The organism is Desulfosporosinus sp. OT (assembly GCF_000224515.1).
Taxonomy (GTDB): Bacteria; Bacillota; Desulfitobacteriia; order Desulfitobacteriales; family Desulfitobacteriaceae; genus Desulfosporosinus.
In genome coordinates this window covers 1-25043 of record NZ_AGAF01000219.1, presented here as the reverse complement: position 1 = coordinate 25043, position 25043 = coordinate 1, and the positions used below count along the sequence as shown (strand labels likewise).

The following is a 25043-nucleotide window of genomic DNA, read 5'->3' as shown; positions in this document are numbered from 1 at the left end:
AATACGGGAGCCAGTTTTTTTACCTTGTTTGAAGATAGAATGTACTTTTAAAGATAAAAGAGAGCAGGCGACTAGACAAAATGGTTTATTAGTCTTGTAAGAAAGAGTCTGTTGACAGGGGGAGAATTCATGGGAGGGTACACTGGGAAGATTTTACGGATCAATCTTACGGAAGGGAAAACCAGTAGTGAGCCATTAAACATGGAATTGGCAAGCAAATATTTAAGTGGGCGTGGGCTTGCTGGGAAAATGTTTGCAGATGAGGTATCCTCAGACGTCAAGGCACTTGATCCTGGAAATAAACTGTTTATTGCGACAGGAGTACTCACAGGTACGGATGCTCCAACATCCGGACGATTTATGATTGTGACAAAATCACCGCTGAATGGGAGAATCACCTCTTCGAACTTTAGTGGTTCTTGGGGGTCGCAGCTTAAGTTTGCTGGTTATGATATGGTTATTTTAGAAGGCAAAGCAGAATACCCAGTGTATATTACCATTCGGGATGACTTGGTGGACATTAAAGACGCTGCCCATATTTGGGGTAAGGATGGCTTTACCGCAACAGATATTCTAAAGCAAGACACTGGAGATGCATCAGTAAAGGTTTTATCAATTGGACCCGCAGGTGAAAACCTTTCTCTGATGGCAGTGGTATTGAATGACCTATCTCGTGCCGCAGGGCGCAGCGGAGTGGGTGCTGTAATGGGCTCGAAAAATGTCAAGGCGATAATGGTTCGTGGAACAGGGGAGGTCGAAACTGCAAATTCTGGGGAGATGGAACGAGTTTTAAGCGCGGCACTGAGAAAAATCAGAGGAAATAATACTAAAACCCTTACTAGGAAATCAAAACTCCTGATCCAAAGTGAGGTTTGCGTTCAATGCCCAATCGCCTGTGGACGTTTTTCCAAAGGAGATGAAGCAGAAAGCAGCAACGCTGGGTACAAATGTATAGGAGAATTTGCTTCTGATCTGGGTATTTACGATCAAGACGCGCTTCATGAGGTCAATGATTTATGCAACAAATTAGGGTTGGATAAGATTGCAGTCAAAGCGACTATTGCAACCGGTATAGAGCTGGCTCGGCTCGGCTATATAAAGTCAGAGGAGCTTGATGGTACGCCTCTTAGGTATGGAAATCCGAGAGGAACGCTAGAATGGATACGCAAAATAGCTTATTCCGAAGGGTTGGGAGCTAAAATGGCATTGGGTTCTTATCACTTTACTAAAAGCTATGGCGTTTCGGAACTATCCAAGACGTTGAAAAAACAAGAGCTTCCAGCTCAGGATCTTCAAGGAAGGACAGGGCTTCAGCTTGAATCAAGGAACCGGAGTGGTAGTCATAATAGGGGATATATGATTACACCAGAACGTTTAGGGCTTTCCGAAAAATTTGATTGTACCTCACTAGAAGGAAAAACATCCTGGTGTAAGATCTTTCAAGATCTTACAGCCGTTATAGATGCCGTAGGGCTATGCTTGTTTACTTCATCTGTCCTGGACCTTTCCGACTACACGGCGATCATCAACGCTGTGATTGGTTGCAAGTACACGGATGAGGAACTCCTAGCTTGTGGCGAGCGGATTTGGAACAACGAGCGCTTACGCAATTTAAGGGTTGGTAATACTGGAGCGGAGGACATGATTCCCAAATGTTTATTAAATGATTCAATAACTGACGGGACTTCAAAAGGACAAGTACATAAATTAGCTGAGCTTTTGCCTCAGTACTATCTTGAACGGGGTTGGGACGAAATTGGGGTACCAACGATTGAACGACTAACCAGTCTAGGAATGTAGACGTAATAGTTTGCCAGCGTGACAGGAAAGCATGAATATGGTACATTGAAGTTAGGCGTTGGCACTTTAATTGAATATAGGATTAGAAGCGATTATTTACAGACTACCCTTTTGTCCGTAATTGTGCACGGCCAAGACCCGCTTCTCGTCCATTGAATACGAGGAGGTCTTCAAAAATCAATAAGCTGCAACAGGACTTCGGAGAACAACTTCCGAAATTGAAGGCGACGGGGATTATATTAGCCGGCGGGAAAAACTCCCGGATGAAAAAAAATAAGGCTTTCCTCGAACTGGAAGGAAGACCTTTAGTAGAGCGGAGTCTTGCTGTCTTGCAAACGGTGTTTAGCGAAGTTTTAATAAGCAGCAATAAACCGGAATTATTTGGCCAATACGAAGTACCTGTTATTCAGGACGAGATTCTTGATCAGGGTCCTTTAGAAGGGCTTTATCAAGGCCTGAAAGCGGCGACGTTTGATGAGGTTTTTTTTGTAGCGTGTGATATGCCATTTTTAGAAGCGGGGCTTATCCGTCTGCTTGCTAAGTGGATTCCTGAGTACGATATAGTCGTTCCAAGACTCCAATTCGGCACACACCCATTGCATGCCTTTTACCATCGTCGTTGTCTTCCTACAATAAAAAGAAATCTTGAGGCGGGTTGTCTTAAAGTCAGTGGGTTCAGCCAATCTTGTGCTGTAAAGTATGTCGATGAAACCGAACTTCAGGGTTTTGATGATTTGAGTAAGATTCTCTGTAACGTAAACACGCCGGAGGATTGGTTGGCGATCCTTAAGGAATAATTTGTTCAAGATAGGTATAGATATTAAGGTAAGCGGCAACCGATAAAGACAATACGGGACTAATCAAAGTTAAATAAGCAGAGACCTTGATGCGCACGTTCAGGTTTTGAGATCTGAACGTGCGCATTATTATAAAGTATGGGTCTTGTAGTATATAAAGAATTAGCAACTATAAAGAATTTTTCCCGTCAGAGAAGTATCATACCCATTTTGTTGGTTAATGGCCTGGATAAATCCGGGAGAATTTAGAACAGTTATAAGCTGTTTCCAACCAATGGTTTTAGTGGTTTGTCCTAATGCAACGAGATCATAGCGTTCTTGGAACAAGGGGATAAAATCAAGACCAAGTCTATGAGCCGCAGCTTTTACTCCAACGCCGACATCGGCTTGTCCATTGGCTATGAGACAAGCGAGGGCAGAGTGAGTGGTTTCTTCATTTCCATATCCCTGAATGCGATCGGGAGAAATTTCTTCCGTTTGTAGGTATGAGTCCAAGCGTAGACGGGTCCCTGATCCTTTCTGGCGGTTGATGAATCGCACGCCTTGTTTGGTGAGATCGTCCCAGGTATGAAGATCAAAAGGATTACCAGGTGCCACGATAAAACCTTGTTCTCGTTGAACTAAATTTACAATACTAACAGATTCGTCGGCGATAACATGTTTGACGTGGGAGATGTTGTATTCTTTCGACGCGTTATCCCAAAGGTGCATCCCTGTAATTTCTGCTTCTCGGCAATAAAGCGCAATTAACCCATTCAAGCTTCCTTTATAAGAAACAGAGAATTGTACGGGAAGAGGGCTATGTTTGAGAAACTCGAAAAGAAGCTCGACGATAGGGTCGTGGCTACCGATGAAACGAATAATTGGCAATCCAGCAACGTTGGAGGCCATAACTTCTGAAGTTGTGGAGGGTGTGACCGCAGGAGGAGTGTTGTAGTTACTCATAGTTCCATGCAGATAGTGCTCAAGGACAGCAGGGTCAATACGAAGTTGTCGTCCAATGCGGTGAGCAGGAAGCTCTCCTCGTTTAACTAGCTCATAAAGGGTATATGTCGAAACTTTTAGAATTTTAGCCGCTTCGGCAGCTGTCAAAGTTAAGGTCAAATAAATCACCTTCCTACTCTTTCCTTACACTTATTAACACTAGAATAGTAAGACTTGTAAGTCAATACCAATTTCTATTTTAATAATAATGTCGTTAAAATAATTGGGTTAATGAAACCTTTATGATCAGAAACTGGTGTGCCAAAGTTACCTTTTGGAGTCCTCTCTTCGAAGTGCGTTTGCACATTAATGAAAGAGGGGCTCATTTACAAAACTAAATTAGTTTGGTTTATTTTGTTCTTATTTAATTTAGTTTAATATAGTTGACTATAGCTAGTGAAACAAGTAATATAAAACTATCTAAAAAGTCAATCAATTTAAAAAAAACACTATTTGAGTCTGTCCACTTATGGATTTATACTCTTTTCGGGTATGGTGTTCGATCTTAATTATCCGTTTCTTGATACTGCTGAAAATGAGTGCCCAAATTATCTAGTGGATAGCAAACAGAGAGGAGTGAACACTTTGGAGTGGCTTACATTAACAATTGATGGTCGTGAAGTCAGCGTTCTGAAGGGATCGACTGTGCTTGAAGCCTGTCGCCAGAATGATATTCCAATTCCCACTTTATGTCATGACCCGGAGCTTACTGCTGGTGGTGCCTGCCGCATGTGCGTTGTACAAATTGAAGGTATGCGCAATCTTCCGCCGTCTTGTGTTACTCAAGTAACGCAGGGAATGAAGGTAGAAACGCAAAATCCAAAAGTTCGTAATGCACGCAAAACTATTTTGGAACTGTTAGTAGCGAATCACCCCTTAGATTGCATGACTTGCCAAAAAATGGGCAATTGCTCTTTGGCCGAGTACGCCTATGAATATGGTGTCACAGGAGAAATTTATCAAGGCGAACGCCGTAATCTACCGATAGATGATGGGAATCCCTTCATTCTACGGGACCCCAATAAATGTATCTTGTGTGGAAAATGTATCAAAGCGTGCAGTGAAATTCAGGGAAAAAGCATTCTGGACTTTTCATTCCGTGGTTTTGATGCTCAAGTGGGCCCGGCTTTCAATCTATCCTATAACGAGTCTGACTGTGATTTCTGCGGATCATGCGTCTCAGTTTGTCCAGTAGGAGCCTTGGTTGAAAAGCAAATGGTCGGCAAAGGGCATCCTTGGGAAGTATCCAAAGTCCAAACTACCTGCCCATTTTGCGGGGTAGGCTGCAACTTTGACCTGAATGTTAAAGACGGCAAAGTCATTGGAGTGACCTCGAATCCGAATGCACCCGTTAATGGCAAGGCTTTATGTGTCAAAGGTCGCTTTGGGATGGATATGATTTATAATAAAAATCGCATCACAACTCCTCTGATCAGGAAAGATGGGGTATTAGTCCCGGCAGAATGGGATGAAGCTCTGGATTTAGTCGCCTCAAAGTTAGGTGAGATCAAGAAAAACTATGGACCAAACTCTATTGCAGCTTTAAGTTCTGCCCATTGTACTAACGAAGAAAATTATCTTATGCAAAAATTCATGCGCGCGGTCATCGGCACCAATAATGTCGATCACTGCGCTAGGACTTGACACGCTCCCACTGTGGCCGGTCTGGCCATATCATTTGGTTCGGGAGCAATGACTAACTCTATTAATGAAATTCCAAACACTAAAGCAATGTTTGTAATTGGTTCTAACCCAACAGAAGCCCATCCCGTGATTGGGACGAAAATGAAACAGGCACTGGCTAAGGGTTCAAAGCTGATTGTGGTGGATCCTCGGTGCACTAATATGGCTGAACATGCCGATGTTTGGCTAAGGCTTCGTTCGGGAACGGATATTGCTCTCATCAATGGGATTATGAACATTATTCTCGCTAACGGATGGGAAGATCGCGCGTTCATTGAAGAACGAACGGAAGGTTTTGAAGAAGCGCGAAAAACGATTGAGAAATATACTCCCGAGCTAGTCAGTCAAATTACGGGAGTTCCCGTGGAACAGCTTATGGAAGCTGCTAGACTTTACGCGACCGCAGAACGGGCGGAGATCTTCTATACATTAGGGATCACGGAACATGTCTGTGGTACGGATAATGTAAAGAGCTTGGCGAACCTAGCCATGCTTACTGGTAATATTGGGAAAGAAAGTTCGGGTGTTAACCCTATGCGCGGGCAAAATAATGTTCAAGGTGCCTGCGATATGGGAGCATTGCCTAACGTCTATCCTGGTTACCAACAAGTTGCTAATCCTGAAGCACGGGCAAAATTCGAAGCCGCTTGGGGGGTTCCGCTCGACCCCAATCCTGGATTTACGATTCCAGATATGTTTGGCGCAGCAGTTAGTAAAAATCTGCGAGCCTTGTATGTTTTAGGTGAAGATCCGGTCATTACAGATGCTGATGCCAATCATGTACGCAAAGGCCTTAAGGCTCTGGATTTCCTTGTAGTCCAAGAAATCTTCATGTCCGAAACAGCTAAGTTGGCGGATGTTGTCTTACCCGGAGCTAGTTTTGCTGAGAAGACAGGTACCTTCTCCAACACTGAGCGGCGAGTGCAAATGGTTAATCAAGCGATTAAACCTCTGGGCAATGCGAAGATAGACGGAGACATCATCTGTGAACTAGCGACCCGTATGGGTTATCCCTTTGAGTATCAATCTTCGGAAGAGGTCATGCAGGAAATTGCCACGCTTACCCCAATATTTGCAGGGATCACTCACGAACGTCTAGGAACCCAAGGGTTGCAATGGCCGGTACCTTCTGCTGAACATCCCGGTACTAAGTTCTTACATGAAGGGAAGTTTAGCCGAGGCTTAGGGCAATTTGTAGCGATAGATAATCAGTTGCCTGATGAATTACCTGATGAAAAGTATCCTTTCTTACTCAACACTGGACGGAAGCTTTCTCATTATAATGTTTTCACACAACACTCCAAATCTTTAGGAATCCATTCGCCAGAAGAGTTGGCAGAGATAAATCCGTTGGATGCTAAACGACTCGGACTAGAGATGGGTGAAGTTGTTAAAGTGTCATCTCGTCGTGGTGAGGTTAAGACTAAAATCAAGATCACGGAACGGGTGCCAGCAGGTATGGTCTTTATGACATTCCACTATTTTGATTCTCCGACCAACGAACTAACCAATGGAGCGTATGATAAAGTCACGAAAACGTATGAGTATAAAGTATGTGGCGTACAGATTTCAAAGATTAGTTAGAGTATTAAACAGATGGGCCTTTCGAAAGAAAGGCCCATCTGTTTTTTGATTATAATACTAAAGTGATATTTGCCAGCGTGACATAAAAGTAGGGATGTGGTACATTGAAGCTAAGGTTAACGTACATTTAATCTGAGTTGATGGAGTGATGAGTCTGAAACATGAAGTGATAATGTATACCCTACCCCTTTGTCCATACTGTGCACGTGCCAAGCGATTTCTATCAAGTAAAGGGATTTTGTTTACAGAGAAAAATATTCTATTTCCTGGGCATTTCAAAGAAATGAGAAAAGTGACGGATCAGATCGGAGTTCCTATAACCGTTGTTGGGGAACGGATTCTGACCCGTTTCTCTTCCGCCGAATATGAGGAGGTCTTCCAAAAAAAATAAGCTACTCAATCAGGCCTTTATCCACGCACGTCTTTTACCATCGTTGTTGCCTTAATTAAAGGCTAATTCGATCAGTACCGGTATAAATATTAAGGCGCTGTTCCCTTGCAAACCCTATAACGGTGATATTCAAAGCAGTCGCTTGAGAAAGGGCGAGATCGGTTGGTGCTCCACGAGCAATGAGGATAGGAACCTTCATTTTTGCAACTTTGAGCAGGATTTCAGAGGAAACCCGGCCACTAAAAAAAATCACATGGTCGTCAAGATTTAATTCTTGACGAAAGGCACTGCCCCCAAGCTTATCAAAGACGTTATGTCTGCCAATATCATAGCTCGTCAGAAGGATTTCACCTCGATAGCCTATCCCTCCGCTATGCACACCTCCGGTTGCTTGAAAAAGTGGGAGATGGTTCTCGAGAAATCTTACATAATCATAAGCTTCTTGGAGTGGAATGCTAAGATTTGAAGTAAGCGGTTTAACCATTAGAGCATCGTTAGCGAAACAAAATGATGCGCGACTTTTACCACAACAGGCTGAAACAAATCGTTTGCTCATAAGTTCTTTTTGCAAAAGACACGGTTTGCCTTCGACCCAAACCAAATGATCAACCGGATCATGCCTAATTTCATACACGTCCTTCGAAAAACGGACAAACCCTTCGTTAAATAAAAATCCAAGGACGAGTTCTTCGATTTGGGAAAGGGAACATAAAAGTGTTGCAATTTCTTCGCGGTTGTAATGTATAGTCAAAGGAACTTCTCGAATCACTGTGTCTTCTACCCATTCGAGCAGTGGCCCTTTGGCTTTAAGAATAGAATGGGTAACCGTTTCGTTTGGCATGTGAACCTCCTTTGTGCTTACTATTTCTAGTTTACAATAGTTTCACAAAAAACTGAATAGTATTCAATAAAAAGAAAAATGTATTATTTTGTAGATAAATAGAAGGATTTTTATACTTTATCACGAATTATATATCAAAGTAAAAATTCAAACGTCATTGCTCTGAAGCTGGATCCCCTAAAGCATAAGCTATGGTGACCAGACCAGTGTCGCAAGGCACTCGGGTATTATGGGAAACTGTAATATCTCCTATTGGAAAGGAGTCTGTCGACAGGTGGAGTGAATCCCCCGGTTGTTTACAGACCGTGGGGTTTTTTATTTTGCAGAAATCTAAGCTTGGAAAGAGGCATGGCCATGCAAGATCAATTTCACCGGCAAATTGACTATCTCAGAATCTCAGTGACAGATCGTTGTAATCTCCGCTGTAAATATTGTATGCCAGCTGATGGAGTACAATGGATGTCGCATGAATCCATTCTTTCCTTTGAAGAGATACTACGACTTATGAGGATAAGTACGCAATTGGGGTTTCGTCGGTTTCGGATCACAGGCGGAGAACCCTTAGTCCGGAAAGGGATATTAAACTTCCTGCAGGAGGGGGCTCAGCTCCCGGGGGTTGAGGATCTTATGCTCACAACCAATGGAATGTTACTCCCTGAAATGGCCGCTGAGCTAAAAGCTGTGGGTGTTCAGCGAGTTAACATTAGCTTAGATACCATGAATCAAGAGCATTTCGCTGATATTACCCGTGGAGGCGATGTTTCACGTGTGATTCAGGGTGTATTCCGTTCGCTTGAGGTAGGCTTAGATCCGGTAAAAATCAACGTTGTCGTCGTCCGAGGGTTTAATTCGGACGAGCTGCCTAGTTTTTTGGACTTAGCTAGACAATACCCACTCCACGTCCGTTTCATAGAACTCATGCCAATTGGGATTAGCTCAGAGCATCGGGCTGATTTTGTTCCAATTAAGGAAATGAAAGAGCTTTTGGGAATCCAAGAGTACGTTCCGAAACTCGCTATTCGTGGCGGGGGGCCTGCAGAATATTTTCGTCCCCATGGTTTTAAGGGAAGCATTGGTTTTATCAGCGCAATGAGTCGCCATTTTTGCGATACCTGCAATCGAGTTCGTTTGACAGCAGATGGGAAACTCAGACCATGTTTACATAGTAAACATGAAGTGGATCTCCGTGAGGCCTTACGGAATGGAAACACGGATGCAGATATATTGGATCTATTTGCCCATGCAGTTTGGCATAAACCAGTTGAGCATCATATGAATGACGAAGCATTGCAAGGTGTACGTGTAATGTCTCAGATCGGAGGGTAAGAATTGGATGATTTAACGCATTTTGATGAAGAAGGTCGCGCTCGCATGGTGGATGTTAGTGACAAGAATGAAACGGCTCGTGTTGCGGTTGCGCGTGGGAAGATACAGATGAAACCAGATACATTGGAGCGCATCCGGTTAGGGCTAATTGCCAAAGGAGATGTTTTAGCGGTAGCTCAAGTTGCGGGTATTATGGCTGCAAAGCAGACATCTCAATTAATACCTATGTGTCATCCGCTAGCGATTACTGGAGCCAAACTTAAGTTTAAACTAGAGGATCCCGGTGAGGTAAAAATTGAAGCGGTAGTAAAAGTACATGGGAAAACTGGAGTCGAGATGGAAGCCTTGACAGCGGTCAGTGTCGCTGCGTTAACTATTTACGACATGTGTAAAGCCATGGATAAAACTATGACAATTGGGGATATTTATTTGGTCGAAAAGCTTGGGGGGAAAAGTGGACACTTTGTACGTGACTAATGGTTATTAAGCTTCTGTTTTCAAATATGGTCACTTCTCGCCATCACGGCACCTGACACAATCCTTGAGGTGCTCTAATCTCGAACGCCCTGTTCGAATCTTAGTTTCAGCGATACTAGGTCTAGGTCCTCCGGCATCCAGCAATCCTTAGCTACTGGGACACTCGGCTATTCTTGTTAGCGCCTTAACCTCGAACATCCGTCTTCAAGTTATGACCTTCGGAAGAAGTAGCGGTAAGACTTGGATAAGACTAACTAAATAATTAGAAAGTGGACTTTCATAAATTAAAGTTTCCTATATAAATGAATACGCAGCATTTGGACGAAAGTGAGGACATATAAGATGGGCAAAATATTAGCTGTTTGCACAAGTGAAAAAAAAGGGATGCGTAAAAAAAATGTGGGCGAAGGGATCTTGAAAGTTAACTTTGGTCTTGAAGGAGACGCACATGGCGGAGATTGGCATCGCATGGTTAGTTTGCTGGCGATGGAGAGCATAAAGACGATGCAGGACAAAGGTTTGGATGTTGGACCAGGGGATTTTGCTGAGAACTTGACGACTGAAGGGATAGAATTATTTACTCTGCCCGTCGGGACAAAGTTAAAAATTGGGGAAACAAGTATCGGGGAAGTCACTCAAATCGGTAAAGAATGTCATACAAAATGCGCGATTTTCTATCAAGCTGGAGACTGTGTCATGCCTAAAGAAGGAATCTTTATTCGCCTATTAGAAGGTGGGGCGGTTCGCGTAGGAGATAGTATTGAGGTGATAGCATAATGCTTCGAGTAGGGGTCATTACTGCAAGCGATAAAGGGTCGCGTGGAGAAAGGGAAGACCTCTCAGGACCAGCTCTTGCTAAACTTGTTCAGGAAATCGACGGGGCTGTCGTTGAGTATGTGGTACTCCCAGACGACCAAACTTTAATTGCAGCAAAAATGCGACAATGGGCGGATGAGTTAAGTCTGGACTTAATATTGACAACTGGTGGAACCGGATTTTCACTACGTGATGTTACGCCTGAGGCCACACTCGCTGTGGCAGATCGTATGGTGCCGGGTATTGCGGAAGTGATGCGGATGGAAAGCTTAAAAGTGACGCCTAAGGCTATGCTAAGTCGAGGTGTGGCAGTCCTCAGGAAACAAACACTCATCATTAATATGCCGGGTAGCCCCAAAGCAGTGCGCGAATGCTTTGCGGCGATTGCTCCAGCGCTTCCCCATGGGATTCAGATTCTTAAAGGGGAAGCCAGTGAATGCGCAACAACGGTGAAACCTGGCTAACATTAACGTTCTAAGGGGTATGCTTAATTGATGCATACCCCTTAAACGTTGATTCGGCTTGTCACGTCTGTCCAGATTCTTGCGTATGATATTGTAGACATAGGGGCTTGTGAGGTGGAAAGTTGTGAAAGCCATAGCGTTTGTCGATTACGAAAATATCTGGACAGGATTACTTGAGCGGGGTTATGAATTAACACCCGAGCAATTGGAAGAGTATTTACGATATTACGCAGCGCGTAATAAAGTGGATTTATTGGCGATCTATCTTTACGCTAACTTCGATAGAGAAGAGTTCTGGAGAACACAAACGACGTTCCAAAAGACAAATGTTTTTACGCGACATGTCTTTGGGAAAAACAATTATGCCAGTACGGGACTCCGCCATAATGCAGCGGATCTGGAGTTAATGCTCGAAGCTCAAGAAATATTGCTTACACGAACGTCTACTTTTGATATGTATTTATTGTTGACGGGGGATGGAGACTTTCTTTCATTCGTGAGAAAGGTTCGGGCTTGGGGAAAAGAAGTAAAAGTAATTGGCGTAACTGGAAGCGTTCATCATGCCCTCCAACCATACAGCGAAGGGGAAGATATCTTACAGTGGCTACTCCATGAAAAACCTGAAACAGAGTATCGTGCAGAGAACGATTTGGATCAAGGGATCCAAGTTATAGGAAGCCTTCAGACTCGCTTGCCTTACGTTGCGTCAACGAAAGCGAGAGCTGCTTTGACAGAACTTCTGGGACGATCTGTTCCACAAGTTAAAGATTTTATTCGTTATACCTTAAAAGAAAATATGCTCATTGAGCAGGAACATTTGGATTCAAATTTAAAAATTGGAAAAACAAAGATATATCTTCTTAATCTGGAAAATCCCAGAGTTTGTGAAGCGTTGGGGTCTATGTTCGAGGAAGTTTCTCAGCGTCAGCAAAAATTGATGATGGAGACATAATCATGAATAAAAGAATGGAAATCGGGGCAATATAGTGGTTAGATGATGTGGTAATGCGCTCCGGGGGGGGCCTTGAAAGCATTAATTATAACTAGAGCCTGAAATAGTTAGTATTTAAACGATATCAGAAGAATTTTTAAGATAAAATCATGTTTTTCAAAGATTGGGGGGGTTGCTTTCCGGCGGTCCCTTGCATATTATTATAGATATATTGTTAGCACTCAACAGAGTCGAGTGCTAACAAATATTAAATAAAATATTAATTAAAAACATTAAGGAGGGACTTTTCTTCATGAACATTAAACCTCTCGCAGACCGGGTGATCATTAAAGCACTCCCGATGGAAGAAAAAACTAAGAGCGGAATCATTATGCCAGATACCGCTAAGGAAAAGCCACAAGAGGGCGAAGTAGTCGCTGTAGGTCCTGGTAAAATGGAAAAGGGTGTTCGCATTGCTCTTGACGTTAAAGTAAGCGATAGAGTAATTTATTCCAAATATGCCGGCACCGAAGTTAAGTATGAGGGCGAAGAGTACTTAATTCTGAAAGAAGCAGATATTTTGGCTATTATTGGCTAGATTTATAAGACTCAAATTAATATGATTTAATTTCAAATTTAAGGAGTGAACATACGTTGGCAAAACAAATTATTTTTAATCAAGAAGCACGTCATGCTTTAGAACGCGGTGTCAATGCTCTTGCAGAAGCTGTACGTGTAACCTTAGGACCTAAAGGTCGCAATGTTGTACTTGACAAAAAATTCGGATCTCCTTTAATTACGAACGATGGTGTAACGATTGCTCGTGATATTGAATTGGAAGATCCATTTGAGAATATGGGTGCACAGCTCGTTAAAGAAGTGGCGACTAAAACCAATGATGTGGCTGGGGATGGTACAACGACGGCTACAGTTTTAGCGCAAGCAATCATTCGTGAAGGGCTCAAGAATGTCGCTGCTGGTGCAAATCCTATGGGGATTAAACGTGGGATTGAGCAAGCAGTGGATGTCGTTGTAGCTGACATCAAAGCCAATGCAAAACTCGTTGAGACGAGCGAAGCTATTGCTCAAGTTGCTTCGATTTCTGCCAGTGATAAAAATATTGGGGCGCTTATTGCTGAAGCTATGGAGAAAGTTGGCAAAGATGGCGTCATTACTGTAGAAGAAGCTAAAGGCATGACGACAGAGCTTGAAGTAGTTGAAGGAATGCAATTTGATCGTGGCTATATTTCAGCGTATATGATTACCGACACTGAAAAAATGGAAGCAATACTTAATGATCCTTACATCCTGATTACTGATAAAAAAATCAGTGCAATTCAAGATGTTTTACCAGTACTGGAAAAAGTAGTACAAGCTGGTCGTCAACTAATGATCATTGCAGAAGATATCGACGGGGAGGCTTTAGCAACCCTCGTTGTCAACAAATTACGCGGAACGTTCGTTTGTGTTGGTGTTAAGGCTCCTGGTTTCGGTGATCGTCGTAAAGCGATGCTTGAAGATATTGCTGTGCTTACGGGCGGAACAGTCATCACTGAAGATCTCGGCTTAAAGTTAGAAAACACCACAATTGACATGCTCGGACGTGCCCGTCAAGTCCGCGTTACTAAAGAGGAAACTACGCTTGTCGAAGGATCCGGAAGCATTGAAAATATTAAGAATCGTGTGGAAGCCCTCAAACGACAAATTGAAGAAACTACTTCTGATTTTGATCGTGAAAAGCTCCAAGAACGTTTGGCAAAATTAGCTGGCGGCGTTGCGGTTATCCAAGTCGGTGCAGCAACTGAAACTGAAATGAAGGAGAAGAAACTCCGAATTGAAGATGCCTTGGCAGCGACCCGCGCAGCAGTTGAAGAGGGTATCGTTTCTGGTGGAGGTACTACCTTAATTGATGCCCTCCAAGCCTTAGATTCACTCAATTTGGTTGGAGACGAAGCAACAGGTGTGAACATCATTCGACGTGCACTTGAAGAACCACTCCGTCAAATTGCCAATAACGCTGGACACGAAGGATCCGTTGTGGTTGAGAAGGTTCGTTCCTCCAATCGAGGTACTGGTTTCAACGCCTTAACCGAAGTTTATGAAGACATGATTGCCGCTGGTATTGTTGACCCAGCGAAAGTTACTCGTTCGGCCTTGCAAAATGCAGGTTCCATTGCTGCTATGCTCCTAACTACGGAGTGCCTGGTCTCCGACATTCCGTCAAAAGATGGCGGAGCACCCGCTATGGGCGGAATGGGCGGCATGGGCGGAATGGGTGGCATGATGTAATAAGAGCCATGTAATCATTGGTGTTACTGGACTCTGCATCATAGGCAACCATAAATGCTCACATTTTGCTCACAATGGCAAATTTTTTATAAGAGACGTTTTCATTAGTTCGCTGAACTTTTGAGACGTCTCTTTCTTTTTGGGCTTAGTTATATGAAGGTAAATTGTCCTTGTTGTAGCATCGTCGACATGCCCTAGTCTATCCATTATTTTCGGTAAAGTCGCTCCGGCTTCAGCCAACAAAGAAGTATGCGTATGTCTGAGGGAGTGAAGCGAAGTTCAGCCAACTTCCAGCAGATGAAAGTCAAAAGGAAGGCTCACCCCAAAAGAATAGTGCGGAACACGAAGGATATGCGGGAGCGCACAGTTCTGTGAGGATCACTGAAAACAACAGCACCGACGCAAACCATTCGAAGGAACGATTACTTGAGGGAGTAGTAGGCAAAGACAACATGAACCATACGTTCAAGAGAGTCAAGTCAAACAAAGGAGCTTACGGAGTCGATGGGATGGGAGTGGATGAACTTCTGCGATATCTCAAAGAAAACGGAAGCCAACTCAGGCAGTCAATCTTGGACGGAAAATACCGTCCTAATCCCGTCAGAAGGGTAGAAATACCAAAGGAAGACGGAAAGAAAAGAAATCTTGGAATACCTACAGTAGTAGACCGAGTGGTACAGCAAGCGATAGCCCAACAGTTCACACCGATCTTCGAGAAGCAGTTCTCCGACAATAGCTATGGATTTAGACCCGGACGAAGCGCTCATGATGCCATCAGGAAATGTCAGACAACATAGATGAAGGATACAAATATGTGGTAGATATGGATTTGGAAAAGTACTTCGATACGGTGAATCAAAGCAAACTGATAGAAGTACTATCAAGAACCATCAAAGATGGGAGAGTCATATCGCTGGTCCACAAATACCTGAGAGCAGGAGTCGTGATCAGAAAACGCTTTGAAGAAACAGAAGTCGGCGTACCTCAGGGAGGCCCGTTAAGTCCAATTCTTAGTAACATCATGTTGAATGAACTGGACAAGGAACTTGAAAGAAGGGGCCACAGATTTGTCCGGTACGCGGACGATATGATGATCTTCTGCAAGAGTAGGAGAAGCGCAAAACGTACACTAAACAATATCTTACCCTTCATCGAGAAGAAACTATTTCTTAAAGTGAATCGGGAGAAAACAGTGGTCGACTACGTAGGAAAGGTGAAGTTTCTTGGATTCCGTTTTACCAAATGAAAGGCAAAACGAGGATCAGAATACATCCAAAATCGGTGGTGAAGATGCGCGGCATGGTTAAAGAATTCACTTCCAGAAGCAACGGAATGGGAAATGAACTCAGAGCCACAAAACTTAGACGCTACATCATGGGGTGGATAAATTACTTCAAGTTAGCGGACATGAAGAAGTTGCTCTTGCAAACTGATGAATGGATGAGAAGGCGGATCCGCATGATTTACTGGAAGCAGTGGAAACGAGTGAAGACAAAGCTGAAAATGCTTAAATCGCTGGGAATCCATGAACAGAAAGCATGGGAATACGCAAACACAAGAAAGAGCTACTGGAGAACAACCAATAGCCCAATCCTATCCAAATCCCTAACGAACAATGTTATTAAAGGGTTTGAATTTATATTCTTTTCAGAGTATTATCGACAAGTCACAGCGTAAACTAAGGAACCGCCGTGTACCTAACGGTACGCACGGTGGTGTGGGAGGTCGGTCACTCAAATAATGGGTGACCTCCTACCCGATCGTTTGCTATTTATTATTTTCAAATACATCTACATCATTAGCCGCTAATCCTGTTTCATGACCTGTATCACGATGGCAGTTAATACAAGGCGAGTCTTTTCTCAGTAATTCTAGATGATCTTTCGGCATTAGGGGAGTATCTTTATAAGATTTTATTTTTCCTATGTGACATGTAATGCAATTGTTAATTGGAAGACTTTCGTTTCCCGGCTTGAGAGAACCAAATTCCCCGGTCATTTGAAGATACATACCTCTTATCCCGTGCTTTAAAGTACTTTCAATCTTACCAAACGGACCCCTTTTCTCATGACATTTCATGCAAGGTATACTACTATGAGGAGACTTCTTCCAAGAAGTAAAGTAAGGTTTAATCTCATGACAAACCACGCATGACCCTGGTAGAGTGGCAACCCAGTAACTGCCTCGGAATAACGCATATGCAAATATTACAGCTAGTATAATAAAATAAGGTTTCTTCACTAAGTTCCTCCAATAATAATACTACACACAATTGAATAAGGTTATAATGCACCGTAGAAATTTGATTATGCATTAGATTAAATAGGAGAAGTTAAGCCCATCGGGCATTGCGCAATAAACCTCCGGACACAGGCGTCAAAAAGTTCTCCTGCCTTAATTGGTAAGGGGTTCCATTTTGGAGTTGAAAAATAAATTTAACACGTAAAATCGCAAGTTTTCAGCAAAAAATTAGCCACAATTTGGCGTTTCCAAATTGCGGCTAATTTTTTGCTGGGCTAGTAAGGGGGATCAACGTGAATAGTCCAATCAAATGGATGGGCGGCAAATATAGACTAAGAAAAACCATTGTGGAAATGATACCAAAGCATATATGTTATTGCGAGCCCTTCGGCGGTGCTGGCTGGGTCCTCTTCGAAAAACAGTCTTCTGACGTAATGACATTAATTCCGAACTCGTTAACTTCTTTCGAGTCGTAAAAGAAAAGCCCGAACAATTCATTCAGGCATTTGACTATATACTTATTTCAAGAGAGATATTTCAGAAATACAAGACATTAAGTATCGCTGGAACATCAGAAGTAAACCGAGCGGTCAGATTCTATTACCTATTACACTTCAGCTTTGGAGCATTGATGAAGGATTTTATGATTACCCCCTTAAAGAAGCCGCCAATGCTCCTCGAGCGAGTAAGGGATAACATAACATCCGTAAGGGATAGGTTGGTTAATACAATTATTGAAAATAGGGATGTCGAAAAAATAATATCCAGTTATGATCGAAGCTCTACGTTTTTCTATTGCGATCCGCCATATTACGGCTTAGCTGATTATACAAGTCAAGGAAGCAAACCATTTTCTAAGGAAGATCACGTCAGGCTGAAGGAATGCCTGGCTAAAATAGATGGGAAATTCTTATTGAGCATTAATGATCACTCGGAGATCCGAAAGTTATATTCTGGGTTTAACATTAAACAGGTAGAAGTAAGGTATTCAGTTTGCAGAACCGACAAAAGCAGTATGGCCAACGAACTATTTATAAGTAATTATGAAATGAGGGTGGTTGAATGAAAATTCTATCCACCCCCGTCGAAGTCCTTACATGGTTCGATCTTGACGGCACACCCCATCCACACCGAATAAAACTCAACGACAAGGAACTCAAAATCGAGCAGGTCGTCTCAGTCATCGAAGAAAAACTCGCCGGTAATCGTATGCTTATCTTCCGATGCCAGAGCGAGATCAAGGGAGAGTTGCGGTCGTTTGAGATTAAGTATGAAATCGGGACCTGCAAGTGGTTTCTATGGAAGATGTAAAAAAGAGAGCTCAATGGCTCTCCTTGTCATTTTTACCTCTCCACAAGTTACAAGTATGGGGAGACTACTTTAGAAAATTATATATATCAGTAACCTTATCATTTTGCAGTTTAACCTTAATGAACTTAGAGTTAGGCATCATCCAGATAAGCGACCTTATGATAGCACCAGCAGACTTTTCGTAACTGACCTCCCGATAATCAGGCCCAAGGATGGAAACTACCTGATCAACAGTCATGCCCGTTGTGACTTGATTGAATTGTCTAGCGGTAAGCTTGGGTGTGGTTTTTCCAAGATCGTACTGAGTCTTAGATTCAACTTTACCCTTATTTGTTTCAATTACGATTTTTTTCTCTTGGTCTGCCCAGGTGTACCTGATAAGGTCGGCATCGATTGTTTTTTCTTTCCTTCTCCAAGAATGTTTTTTACATCATCATACGTCGTATCGAGCTTAATCTTAAGGTAGTTCTCATAAGTTACTACTCCTGCTTTTGTCTCTGCCCCTGTAGCGGTTGAGCTGCCAGGTGTAGCATTTTGCGAAATACCTGGGGCGGGAGAAGTTGATCCCCCTGAGGAGATTTCAGGATTGCTCGGTTTACTTGGATTACTAGGGTTACTTGCGCAGCCTGCTATACTTAATAAAAGAATCATAAGTATTGGTAAGATAAACTTGAATGAAAGTGGTTTTTCTCTTGACATCTTAATCCTCCTCGTTTTTGTAAACTCGCTTCAATTATATCATTCCATGATTAATCTGCAAAAAGTTAAGGAGAGTTTAGGTGCTCTCCTTTTTAGATGTGATTAATAAGACGGATAACCTGAACTACAATAATGGTGAATATGGTTATGCGTCAGTGAAGTTGTGCCCCTGTGACAATGCACATGAGAACCATCTGCTAGATAAAGTGCAGGGCCTGTCATCCCAAAATAGCAATGAACATGCCCTCTGTCACATGAGGTGACCCCCTTATAACAGTGAACATGATTAGCACCGTACGGTATTCCGCAACTAGTCGTTCCTGCCATAGTGTGAGAGTGTTGATCATTGACAGATGTTATAAAACAAAAACAGTGTACATGGTTAAGATCAGTTCTCAAAACCTTCTCACCTCCAAATTTTAATTATTCATTTTGAAAAGCTAATACAGTATATGGATATTAATGGAAGAGAGTGCGTTTACCTCGTAATCCATTCAAGCGAAAAGAGTAAAGCCCCGCTTAAATGCAGGGTTTAAAGAGTTTTTGTATTTATTACCAGGTTAGATGTAGCATAATAATAAAATTCTGTTAAATTATTCGACGTTACGTTATCTATTTGCTCATCTTTTTTCACTACCTCCTTCTTTAGCTCTCACTAGCAACGATGAGGGCCTTTATTTCCGCCTGATTTCGACAGAACATTACCTTTTATACACGTTGATATTGTCGGTGCGTAATAATAAAATGTTTGAGTGCGAATTTTTATTGAAAGAAGATGTTTAGGTTGAAGGTCCTGGATCAGATAGAAGAACTAAGACTTCAAATGCAAAAGATTGCTGCAGATAAAGATCTTACTGACTCGAGAGTAGTAGGGATTAGCGAAAAGCTTGATCTGTTGATTAATGAGTTTTACTCTGGTAGAAGAAAGAGAAAGGTGTGAAGACGTGAGAAAAGGAGAGCATATTTACTCTCCTTTTTGTTGCCTATATGGTAAGTGGATCTCTATGAAGTTAGTGTCAATATTTCCTCAAGAAGCCTCAGCCCATTTTAATTCTATTATATCCAAGCAGTGAGTCTGTAAGCTGGTGGGTTCTGTCTGTTTACTATGGGTATAATATACTAAACCATGGAAAAGATATCTCTCGTCCTACTCAGCTCCCCCCAGAAACGACGGGGGGCTTTTTTAGTCGTTGACAGATCATGGGTAAACAAATTAGCTTTTACCTAAGCATTAAATTTCAGATATGCAAGACGGGAGGCGAAGATACATTTGATCATAATCAACAAAACCGTCTGCAGGCGAATAGCTCACTACAGGGGAAAGCGTAATTTGACCAGGGAAGAGTTAGCTTTAAATGTCGGAATCAACCTTAAAAGTCTTATCAATATAGAAACCGGATTAAGAATACCTCGCATACACGAGCTGGTACAATTGGCTACAGGGCTTGGCGTATCGATCGATGAATTAATTAATAATGAATAGGGCTCTTACCGAAACGGTGGGGGCTTCTTTTATTGAATGGCTATTATCATTGTAAGCCTTTAATAATTTGGATTCAGCCAAAACCTCATAAACTCCACAAGTCGTTTTCCCTCAGCTGTAAGTACCTTGCCTTTACCATGGCACTCCTTACAAATGAAAAAGATTGGTTTATCAGGTTGATCCGGAGCAGCTTCCTTCACAATGTTTAGTTTCTCTTGAGTCCCCAAAGTTCGAAATAAATCTTTATGCCAGTACTCAAACCATGTTGGGTTTTCTGTCCTGCCAAGGCCGTTACACTCTGGGCATTGTTCGTCGAGAGCATCAAACTCAATCATGCTTCCCCTCCGTTCAATGATTGTTCGTTAATAGATTCTATTACAAGCGATGTCGAATAAGTATTAAATCATGGAATATTGAAAACCAGCGCTTTGTCACATTTTACTGGACAGGCCATATAATGTAATGCGTAGAGGTCGTTGGTCGTGGTATCAATAATAAGCAGAAGCCCGGCATGGCAGAGCCGGGCTTCTGCTTTAAGTTCAATTTTTGGCCAGCTAACGTTTATTTTTCCCAAGCTCCAATTCATGAACCCTAGCAGTTAGAGATTGATTTTTCTCCTGGATGGCATCAATCTTAGGAATATTCGTCTTTTAGCTTGGTAGTGGCCTCGAGAACCCGATTGTTAGCCTCGATCCCAGCCGCATGAATTTGCAGGTCAGCAACCTTCTGAGCTGCTGCAATAGCCTTTTCATGATCTTTTTCAGCATTAGCCATACGCTCTTTTGTGAGTTCGAGAGTTTGTGCGCTTTGGGTAGCTTCAGCCTGCAGTCTTTCGACCTGTCGCTGGCTATCGGCATACTGCGTCCGGAGCTGTTGCGCTTCGACTTCCAGATCGACTACGGTCCTGATCCGTGCTTCCAAGGTTTCCGTCTTGTCAGTAAGCAGGGTGATTGTGGTCAAATTGGACTTATTGATCGCTTCGAGTTCACTGTTTCGCTCAGTCAGCTCTTTAAGTTGATCCTGAATTTCGGCCAACTCTAACCTTGCCTTGTCGCGTTCTTCCTAGGCTTGCTGCCGACCACGTTCGACCTGGGCGATGACACTTTGATGCAGTTGCTTCTCTTGATCGATGCTCTCCGCGTAACCATTCTTCAAGTCACGGACCTTCTGGATCATGTTAGTAAAAATTGATTCAGCATGAGAGAGGTGATAGCGGAGCTGCTGCATGTCCTCTGTCTGTTCGGTTTCGTTGCTGGCCAGCAGGTTACTCTTGAACTGAGTTACCATGGCCGAGAAAAGATCCTTTTGGCTAAGTCCGGTGCGCTCGACTAATACTGCTACGTCGGTCATGACCTCGTCGTTGGTGCGGACGGAGTAAAGTGGTGGTTTATTTTTCGTTTCTTCCGACATGTTAATGCCTCCATTTAAATATGTATACATTTAACCCTTAATATTAGCTATGTTGACTTAAGTAAACATGTTTACATTGTGTATACCATGATATACCACCAATATCTATTAATCACAAGAGCATGGGGAAAGAGGTATAAATAAGACGTCGGGGATTAACCACGGCGTTTAATTGGTTTGGAGGAAAATTATCATTAGGGACCCATGCTAATTCTCTCAAGAAAACAGTTTTCTATTATTTAATGAAGATTATTTAATGAAGTAATTGAATAATGTAAAGTATTTTACATTCATAAGGAAAAAATTGGTGTAATATGTTCTTTAACAACTTCGTCAAGGGACGGTAGCAAGTAATTTTTTATGGCTGTAGCGAAACCGATATTAGGTAAGAGTACCGTATGTAATTTAAGGGGAGGAAAAATATGAAAGTACTTGGAGTTTCAGGCTCACCTATTCCGAACAGCAACACTGATCGCGCCGTAAAGGCAATATTGAATGCAACAGGATTAGAAACAGAGTTTATCAAATTGAGCGATTATAAGTTCTCTGGTTGTATGCACTGTCTGAAATGCGTATACACGAATAAATGCGCCATTACAGATGACGATGGCCCTATGTTAATAGAAAAAGCTAGAGAAGCAAGTGCAATTGTGATAGGCGGATGGACACCGTATTCATCATTAGATTCTCGGACAAAGGCTTTCATGGAGAGATGCTTTGCTAACCGACACCTAAAGGGCTATATGAAAGGAAAACCAGCCGTTTCTGTTATTACATATGCAGCGCCAGAAGAAAATCTTGAGTTGCCGCCAGCATCTTCTATGGGACAAGATGCCATTATGTATTATATGGTTGAGGAGGGCATGAATTATCTGGGCGGAGTGAAGGTTTTAGGTAATGTACCTTGTATTAGATGTGGCGTAGGCGACACGTGTCCGATTTCTGGTATCGCAATGCTATGTGGCCCGACTGCTACAGTGGAAAACGTCGGTGTTAACAAGTTTGAAAATCAAAAAGGCATGGGAGACGCTGTTAGATTGGGGAAAGTGATTGTAGAGATACTTGCAAAGAATGAGGTGTCTGAAGAAAAAAGTTGTTCTAAAGGCGAACCGAACAAGTAATTTACATTCCCAATGGCTGGGCGTAAGATTCATATATTTGTTTTCACTTAAATCAAGGGCTAGTGCGAATATTAAAGGAGAGCTTATGTGCTCTCCTTTTTGTTTAATCCCTTTTTTATCTCATAGGTCGAATCCTCGAGGGCTCTTACCGATTCAAGCATTCTTGCATTAGCTTCCTGGACTCCGTTTCGAACGGCCATTTTTATGATGTAATAGAGCGAGATGGCACTAAGGATAGGGAGGATGACAATGGCAATCAGTAGGACATAGTTGGTTGTGTCGTGCATGGGATCATCCTTTCTATAGTTTAGGCCCTCAGCGTTGTTGCTGGGGGCCTTTGCTTCATTGCTTATTATTTTTACGTTTAGCATTGGATTTCCTGCACTTCGACAGGATTAATGGTTTTACGATAAGTTTTGCAATGGTCCTCGGATTGGTCCTTTGTATGGTCCGTCACTTGGTCTGTAGATGGACCAATGTACAAGCTAAAACTAGCTAAAATCAAGTAAATATTTTCAGAAAGAGAGGGTAAGAGGGAGAGGATTAAGGGAGTCCGAGGGACAAGGAGTGGGGATGGGAGAGATTATTAAAATTTTCACTTAGCCCACTCCTGCTCCCTAATTAATCCTGTCCCTGGTGCCCAATTTAAAATAGGTGAATTACCAATCTGATCTTTAAACTCTTGAATATCATCAAATTCTTGCTTTGCTTCATACAGCTTATCGATAACAGGTTTTAGATCGACGATAGTTTTATTGGCTACCAAAAGAATACATACAAGGATTATCAACTGCCCAATAGTTTTCCTTTCAACAGCAATACATAATACATAAGTAACGAATCCCACAATACCTATTAGCATTAAATCGGCGAACCACTTAACCATATCACAATTTTCCTTGAGTAAAGTTGAAAAATAAGCTTAGCAGTTCCACGCCACGGTAACTACGGAAATTATAGCTGCAATAAGCGATCCTGTTCGGATCATAGTTGAAATCTGTCCCTTACCAACAGAACTTGTAATCATTTCAGCCAACTATGATCCGACGCCTAACATCACCAGGAGAGGGGATGGACACAAAAGGACCTAGCCAAAGCGGCCGGGTTAAGAAAGGGATATATCGCGGCTATTGAAGAGGGGGATCAGCGACCTAAAATTAAAACTGTAGCAATAATAGCGGGAGCATTAGGAGTTGAAGCGAGAGAGCTTTACGAGGAGTCACAGAAGTAATAAATTGCCCTTCGACAAATTACCCCTTGAACAACAATGGAACAAGTGTTCTAATATAGAAAGAGTGTTCTGATAGGGGGCTGTATTATGGGAACAAAAACGAAGATTAAAGAGGATGAGTTCGAAAATGAATTTCTTGATCCCTCAAAGGTACTAGTCGAAGTAAAGGTTAGCGGGGATGAGGGAGAAACATGGACCAGGCGTAAGATCAGTATGGTGAGCGGTCTGGATGAATCAGGACTCAACATGGGTGAGTTATTTCAGTTCAATGGAGAGAAATTCAGAGTTATGCAAGGGGAGGACGGACTGATTGTTGAGCCATTGAAAAAGCCGGTTAGCGAGAGAAAGTCTACAAAAACAAAGGTCACGAAATAACAAGGAAGCCCGGTACCCCAGCAAGAGTTAAGGACTTCCCAGATAAAAACTCACTCCCGAAGAAGGGTTCTTACTCTTTGATTATATCCAGTTTTACCCTCCTTCGGCAAGTGTTAAATGAAGGGGGAATGGAATATGTTTGAAATTACCTTACGCACCGCGAGAGAACTATGCAAATCCATAGAGGAAGTAGCTTTACATTGTGATGTCAACGTAAATTCTATTAAAGCATTCGAAAATGATTCATCTTTAATTCCGCGAGAATTGTCAGAAAAGCTAAGGAATTTATATTCTATTGACCCTAATTGCTTATACTTCGGGAAAGAAATTGACTGCATTGAACGTAATAAGAAAATTGGATTGCTCACATTTTGCTCACAAAAGCTAAAAATAGATGCGTCTGAAACCATAAGATGTTACAGATATTAAAATGCAAGAATCCTTATTTTATGCCATTTTTACGAAATGTATGGACACTATGAAATGACAATAAAGATGTTACAGATAGCTAAAGATATGGGTGGCATGATGTAATAAGAGCCTAAAAACCCTGTATACCAAGGCTTCTAGACTCTGAAGATTGGCAGTGCTGCCAATTTACTGCCAACTTATAAAGAATTTTTACGGAGTCCTCTCATGAGTTCACTGAACTTACGAGAGGACTCTTTTTTCATCGACTTAGTAACGTGCATATAGACATGCCGAGTAGTATCATCGTCTTTGTATCCGAGTCGTCGCATGATCTCTTTCAGTCCAACACCAGCTTCTGAAAGCAAGGAAGTATGCGTG

The 25043-nt window shown here is 42.3% G+C and carries 31 protein-coding genes, 2 pseudogenes and 1 riboswitch; of the genes and pseudogenes, 21 read left to right on the top strand and 12 right to left on the bottom strand.

The genetic code is table 11. The features are described 5' to 3' along the window. Positions 1-129: 129 nt before the first annotated feature. A complete protein-coding gene (locus DOT_RS20620; protein WP_009623098.1) occupies positions 130-1800 on the top strand; it encodes an aldehyde ferredoxin oxidoreductase family protein in 1671 nt (556 codons plus the stop codon). Positions 1801-1952: 152 nt separating this feature from the next. Next, positions 1953-2597 carry a molybdenum cofactor guanylyltransferase gene (locus tag DOT_RS20615; protein WP_282433482.1) on the top strand — a complete coding sequence of 215 codons (645 nt, stop codon included), beginning with the start codon at positions 1953-1955 and terminating at the stop codon, positions 2595-2597. A 162-nt stretch (positions 2598-2759) separates the two neighbouring features. On the opposite strand, the gene DOT_RS20610 is transcribed toward DOT_RS20615, so the two are convergent. Continuing rightward, positions 2760-3701, bottom strand: a complete 942-nt coding sequence (locus tag DOT_RS20610; RefSeq protein ID WP_009623094.1) for a helix-turn-helix transcriptional regulator — start codon at positions 3699-3701, stop codon at positions 2760-2762. 465 nt (positions 3702-4166) lie between these two features. On the opposite strand from DOT_RS20610, the gene fdhF reads away from it, so the two are divergent. Then, positions 4167-6848, top strand: coding sequence for a formate dehydrogenase subunit alpha (gene fdhF / locus DOT_RS29010; protein WP_083824221.1), 2682 nt, complete (start codon positions 4167-4169; stop codon positions 6846-6848). Positions 6849-6996: 148 nt separating this feature from the next. Beyond that, positions 6997-7239 (top strand): glutaredoxin family protein, encoded by a 243-nt coding sequence (locus DOT_RS20595; RefSeq protein WP_009623088.1) that lies wholly within the window; start codon positions 6997-6999, stop codon positions 7237-7239. A gap of 55 nt (positions 7240-7294) precedes the next feature. Here DOT_RS20595 and fdhD read toward each other — a convergent pair whose 3' ends face one another. After that, the gene (fdhD, locus tag DOT_RS20590; RefSeq protein ID WP_009623087.1) at positions 7295-8080 is read right to left on the bottom strand and encodes a formate dehydrogenase accessory sulfurtransferase FdhD; all 786 of its coding nucleotides are present in this window, start codon (positions 8078-8080) and stop codon (positions 7295-7297) included. 150 nt (positions 8081-8230) lie between these two features. After that, positions 8231-8356: riboswitch (molybdenum cofactor riboswitch) on the top strand. 78 nt (positions 8357-8434) lie between these two features. Between fdhD and moaA the strand changes: the two genes are divergently transcribed. The 8 genes and pseudogenes from moaA (at position 8435) to ltrA (ending at position 16060) form a co-directional block, all read left to right on the top strand. Then, positions 8435-9406 carry a GTP 3',8-cyclase MoaA gene (moaA, locus tag DOT_RS20585; protein WP_009623086.1) on the top strand — a complete coding sequence of 324 codons (972 nt, stop codon included), beginning with the start codon at positions 8435-8437 and terminating at the stop codon, positions 9404-9406. A 3-nt stretch (positions 9407-9409) separates the two neighbouring features. Beyond that, complete coding sequence (gene moaC, locus DOT_RS20580; protein ID WP_009623084.1) at positions 9410-9883, top strand: cyclic pyranopterin monophosphate synthase MoaC; 474 nt, start codon at positions 9410-9412, stop codon at positions 9881-9883. Between the two features lie 342 nt (positions 9884-10225). Then, positions 10226-10660, top strand: coding sequence for an MOSC domain-containing protein (locus tag DOT_RS20575; protein ID WP_009623082.1), 435 nt, complete (start codon positions 10226-10228; stop codon positions 10658-10660). Further along, positions 10660-11163, top strand: coding sequence for a molybdopterin adenylyltransferase (gene mog / locus DOT_RS20570; RefSeq protein WP_009623081.1), 504 nt, complete (start codon positions 10660-10662; stop codon positions 11161-11163). Before DOT_RS20575 ends, mog begins: the two co-directional genes overlap by 1 nt. 124 nt (positions 11164-11287) lie before the next feature. Then, positions 11288-12115 carry an NYN domain-containing protein gene (locus DOT_RS20565; RefSeq protein ID WP_009623079.1) on the top strand — a complete coding sequence of 276 codons (828 nt, stop codon included), beginning with the start codon at positions 11288-11290 and terminating at the stop codon, positions 12113-12115. Between the two features lie 292 nt (positions 12116-12407). Continuing rightward, positions 12408-12692, top strand: coding sequence for a co-chaperone GroES (groES, locus tag DOT_RS20560; RefSeq protein WP_009623077.1), 285 nt, complete (start codon positions 12408-12410; stop codon positions 12690-12692). A gap of 56 nt (positions 12693-12748) precedes the next feature. Beyond that, the gene (gene groL / locus DOT_RS20555) at positions 12749-14383 is read left to right on the top strand and encodes a chaperonin GroEL (RefSeq protein WP_009623075.1); all 1635 of its coding nucleotides are present in this window, start codon (positions 12749-12751) and stop codon (positions 14381-14383) included. Positions 14384-14754: 371 nt separating this feature from the next. After that, a pseudogene (ltrA, locus tag DOT_RS29000) lies at positions 14755-16060 on the top strand (group II intron reverse transcriptase/maturase). A 90-nt stretch (positions 16061-16150) separates the two neighbouring features. Here the strand turns inward: ltrA and DOT_RS20535 are convergent. After that, complete coding sequence (locus tag DOT_RS20535) at positions 16151-16624, bottom strand: NapC/NirT family cytochrome c (protein ID WP_050809925.1); 474 nt, start codon at positions 16622-16624, stop codon at positions 16151-16153. 314 nt (positions 16625-16938) lie between these two features. Here DOT_RS20535 and DOT_RS32515 point away from each other — a divergent pair, with 314 nt between their 5' ends. The 3 genes from DOT_RS32515 to DOT_RS20525 are packed head-to-tail and all read left to right on the top strand — an operon-like array spanning position 16939 to position 17935. Continuing rightward, positions 16939-17100: a DNA adenine methylase gene (locus tag DOT_RS32515; RefSeq protein ID WP_348982163.1), complete on the top strand. Its 162-nt coding sequence runs from the start codon at positions 16939-16941 to the stop codon at positions 17098-17100. Continuing rightward, positions 17064-17690, top strand: coding sequence for a DNA adenine methylase (locus tag DOT_RS20530; RefSeq protein WP_282433483.1), 627 nt, complete (start codon positions 17064-17066; stop codon positions 17688-17690). The genes DOT_RS32515 and DOT_RS20530 overlap by 37 nt, the downstream gene beginning before the upstream one ends. Next, positions 17687-17935, top strand: a complete 249-nt coding sequence (locus DOT_RS20525; protein WP_040413082.1) for a hypothetical protein — start codon at positions 17687-17689, stop codon at positions 17933-17935. Before DOT_RS20530 ends, DOT_RS20525 begins: the two co-directional genes overlap by 4 nt. Before the next feature lie 339 nt (positions 17936-18274). On the opposite strand, the gene DOT_RS20520 is transcribed toward DOT_RS20525, so the two are convergent. Then, positions 18275-18634 (bottom strand): hypothetical protein, encoded by a 360-nt coding sequence (locus DOT_RS20520; RefSeq protein ID WP_009623061.1) that lies wholly within the window; start codon positions 18632-18634, stop codon positions 18275-18277. Positions 18635-18736: 102 nt separating this feature from the next. Next, positions 18737-19033, bottom strand: coding sequence for a YmaF family protein (locus DOT_RS28995; RefSeq protein ID WP_083824217.1), 297 nt, complete (start codon positions 19031-19033; stop codon positions 18737-18739). A gap of 376 nt (positions 19034-19409) precedes the next feature. Here DOT_RS28995 and DOT_RS20510 point away from each other — a divergent pair, with 376 nt between their 5' ends. Both DOT_RS20510 and DOT_RS20505 read left to right on the top strand, forming a co-directional pair. Then, positions 19410-19574, top strand: a complete 165-nt coding sequence (locus DOT_RS20510; protein ID WP_040413080.1) for an aspartyl-phosphate phosphatase Spo0E family protein — start codon at positions 19410-19412, stop codon at positions 19572-19574. Positions 19575-19904: 330 nt separating this feature from the next. Next, entirely contained in the window at positions 19905-20117 is a 213-nt protein-coding gene (locus DOT_RS20505) for a helix-turn-helix transcriptional regulator (protein ID WP_040413079.1), read from the top strand. 59 nt (positions 20118-20176) lie between these two features. On the opposite strand, the gene DOT_RS20500 is transcribed toward DOT_RS20505, so the two are convergent. The 4 genes from DOT_RS20500 to DOT_RS20485 form a co-directional block, all read right to left on the bottom strand. Then, positions 20177-20452 (bottom strand): hypothetical protein, encoded by a 276-nt coding sequence (locus DOT_RS20500; protein WP_009623053.1) that lies wholly within the window; start codon positions 20450-20452, stop codon positions 20177-20179. Positions 20453-20520: 68 nt separating this feature from the next. Next, positions 20521-20703 carry a hypothetical protein gene (locus DOT_RS30710; protein WP_040413078.1) on the bottom strand — a complete coding sequence of 61 codons (183 nt, stop codon included), beginning with the start codon at positions 20701-20703 and terminating at the stop codon, positions 20521-20523. A 47-nt stretch (positions 20704-20750) separates the two neighbouring features. Continuing rightward, complete coding sequence (locus tag DOT_RS20490; protein WP_157998503.1) at positions 20751-21077, bottom strand: hypothetical protein; 327 nt, start codon at positions 21075-21077, stop codon at positions 20751-20753. Between the two features lie 102 nt (positions 21078-21179). After that, the gene (locus DOT_RS20485) at positions 21180-21527 is read right to left on the bottom strand and encodes a hypothetical protein (RefSeq protein ID WP_040413077.1); all 348 of its coding nucleotides are present in this window, start codon (positions 21525-21527) and stop codon (positions 21180-21182) included. A 422-nt stretch (positions 21528-21949) separates the two neighbouring features. Here DOT_RS20485 and DOT_RS20480 point away from each other — a divergent pair, with 422 nt between their 5' ends. Beyond that, on the top strand, positions 21950-22648 hold the full coding sequence (locus DOT_RS20480; protein ID WP_009623045.1) for a flavodoxin family protein: 699 nt from the start codon (positions 21950-21952) through the stop codon (positions 22646-22648). Positions 22649-22731: 83 nt separating this feature from the next. Here the strand turns inward: DOT_RS20480 and DOT_RS20475 are convergent, their stop codons facing one another. Together DOT_RS20475 and DOT_RS20470 are read right to left on the bottom strand one after the other, a co-directional pair. Beyond that, on the bottom strand, positions 22732-23019 hold the full coding sequence (locus DOT_RS20475; RefSeq protein WP_009623043.1) for a DUF6019 family protein: 288 nt from the start codon (positions 23017-23019) through the stop codon (positions 22732-22734). A gap of 224 nt (positions 23020-23243) precedes the next feature. Next, on the bottom strand, positions 23244-23534 hold the full coding sequence (locus DOT_RS20470; protein WP_009623037.1) for a hypothetical protein: 291 nt from the start codon (positions 23532-23534) through the stop codon (positions 23244-23246). A gap of 234 nt (positions 23535-23768) precedes the next feature. Here DOT_RS20470 and DOT_RS32050 point away from each other — a divergent pair, with 234 nt between their 5' ends. From DOT_RS32050 to DOT_RS20460, 3 genes are all read left to right on the top strand, one after another. After that, entirely contained in the window at positions 23769-23879 is a 111-nt protein-coding gene (locus tag DOT_RS32050) for a hypothetical protein (protein WP_242833881.1), read from the top strand. 87 nt (positions 23880-23966) lie between these two features. Beyond that, positions 23967-24254, top strand: a complete 288-nt coding sequence (locus DOT_RS20465; RefSeq protein ID WP_009623033.1) for a hypothetical protein — start codon at positions 23967-23969, stop codon at positions 24252-24254. 135 nt (positions 24255-24389) lie between these two features. Then, the gene (locus DOT_RS20460) at positions 24390-24683 is read left to right on the top strand and encodes a helix-turn-helix transcriptional regulator (protein ID WP_050809924.1); all 294 of its coding nucleotides are present in this window, start codon (positions 24390-24392) and stop codon (positions 24681-24683) included. Between the two features lie 179 nt (positions 24684-24862). Here DOT_RS20460 and DOT_RS31465 read toward each other — a convergent pair. Next, positions 24863-25043, bottom strand: a pseudogene (locus DOT_RS31465) (site-specific integrase); the annotation flags it as partial.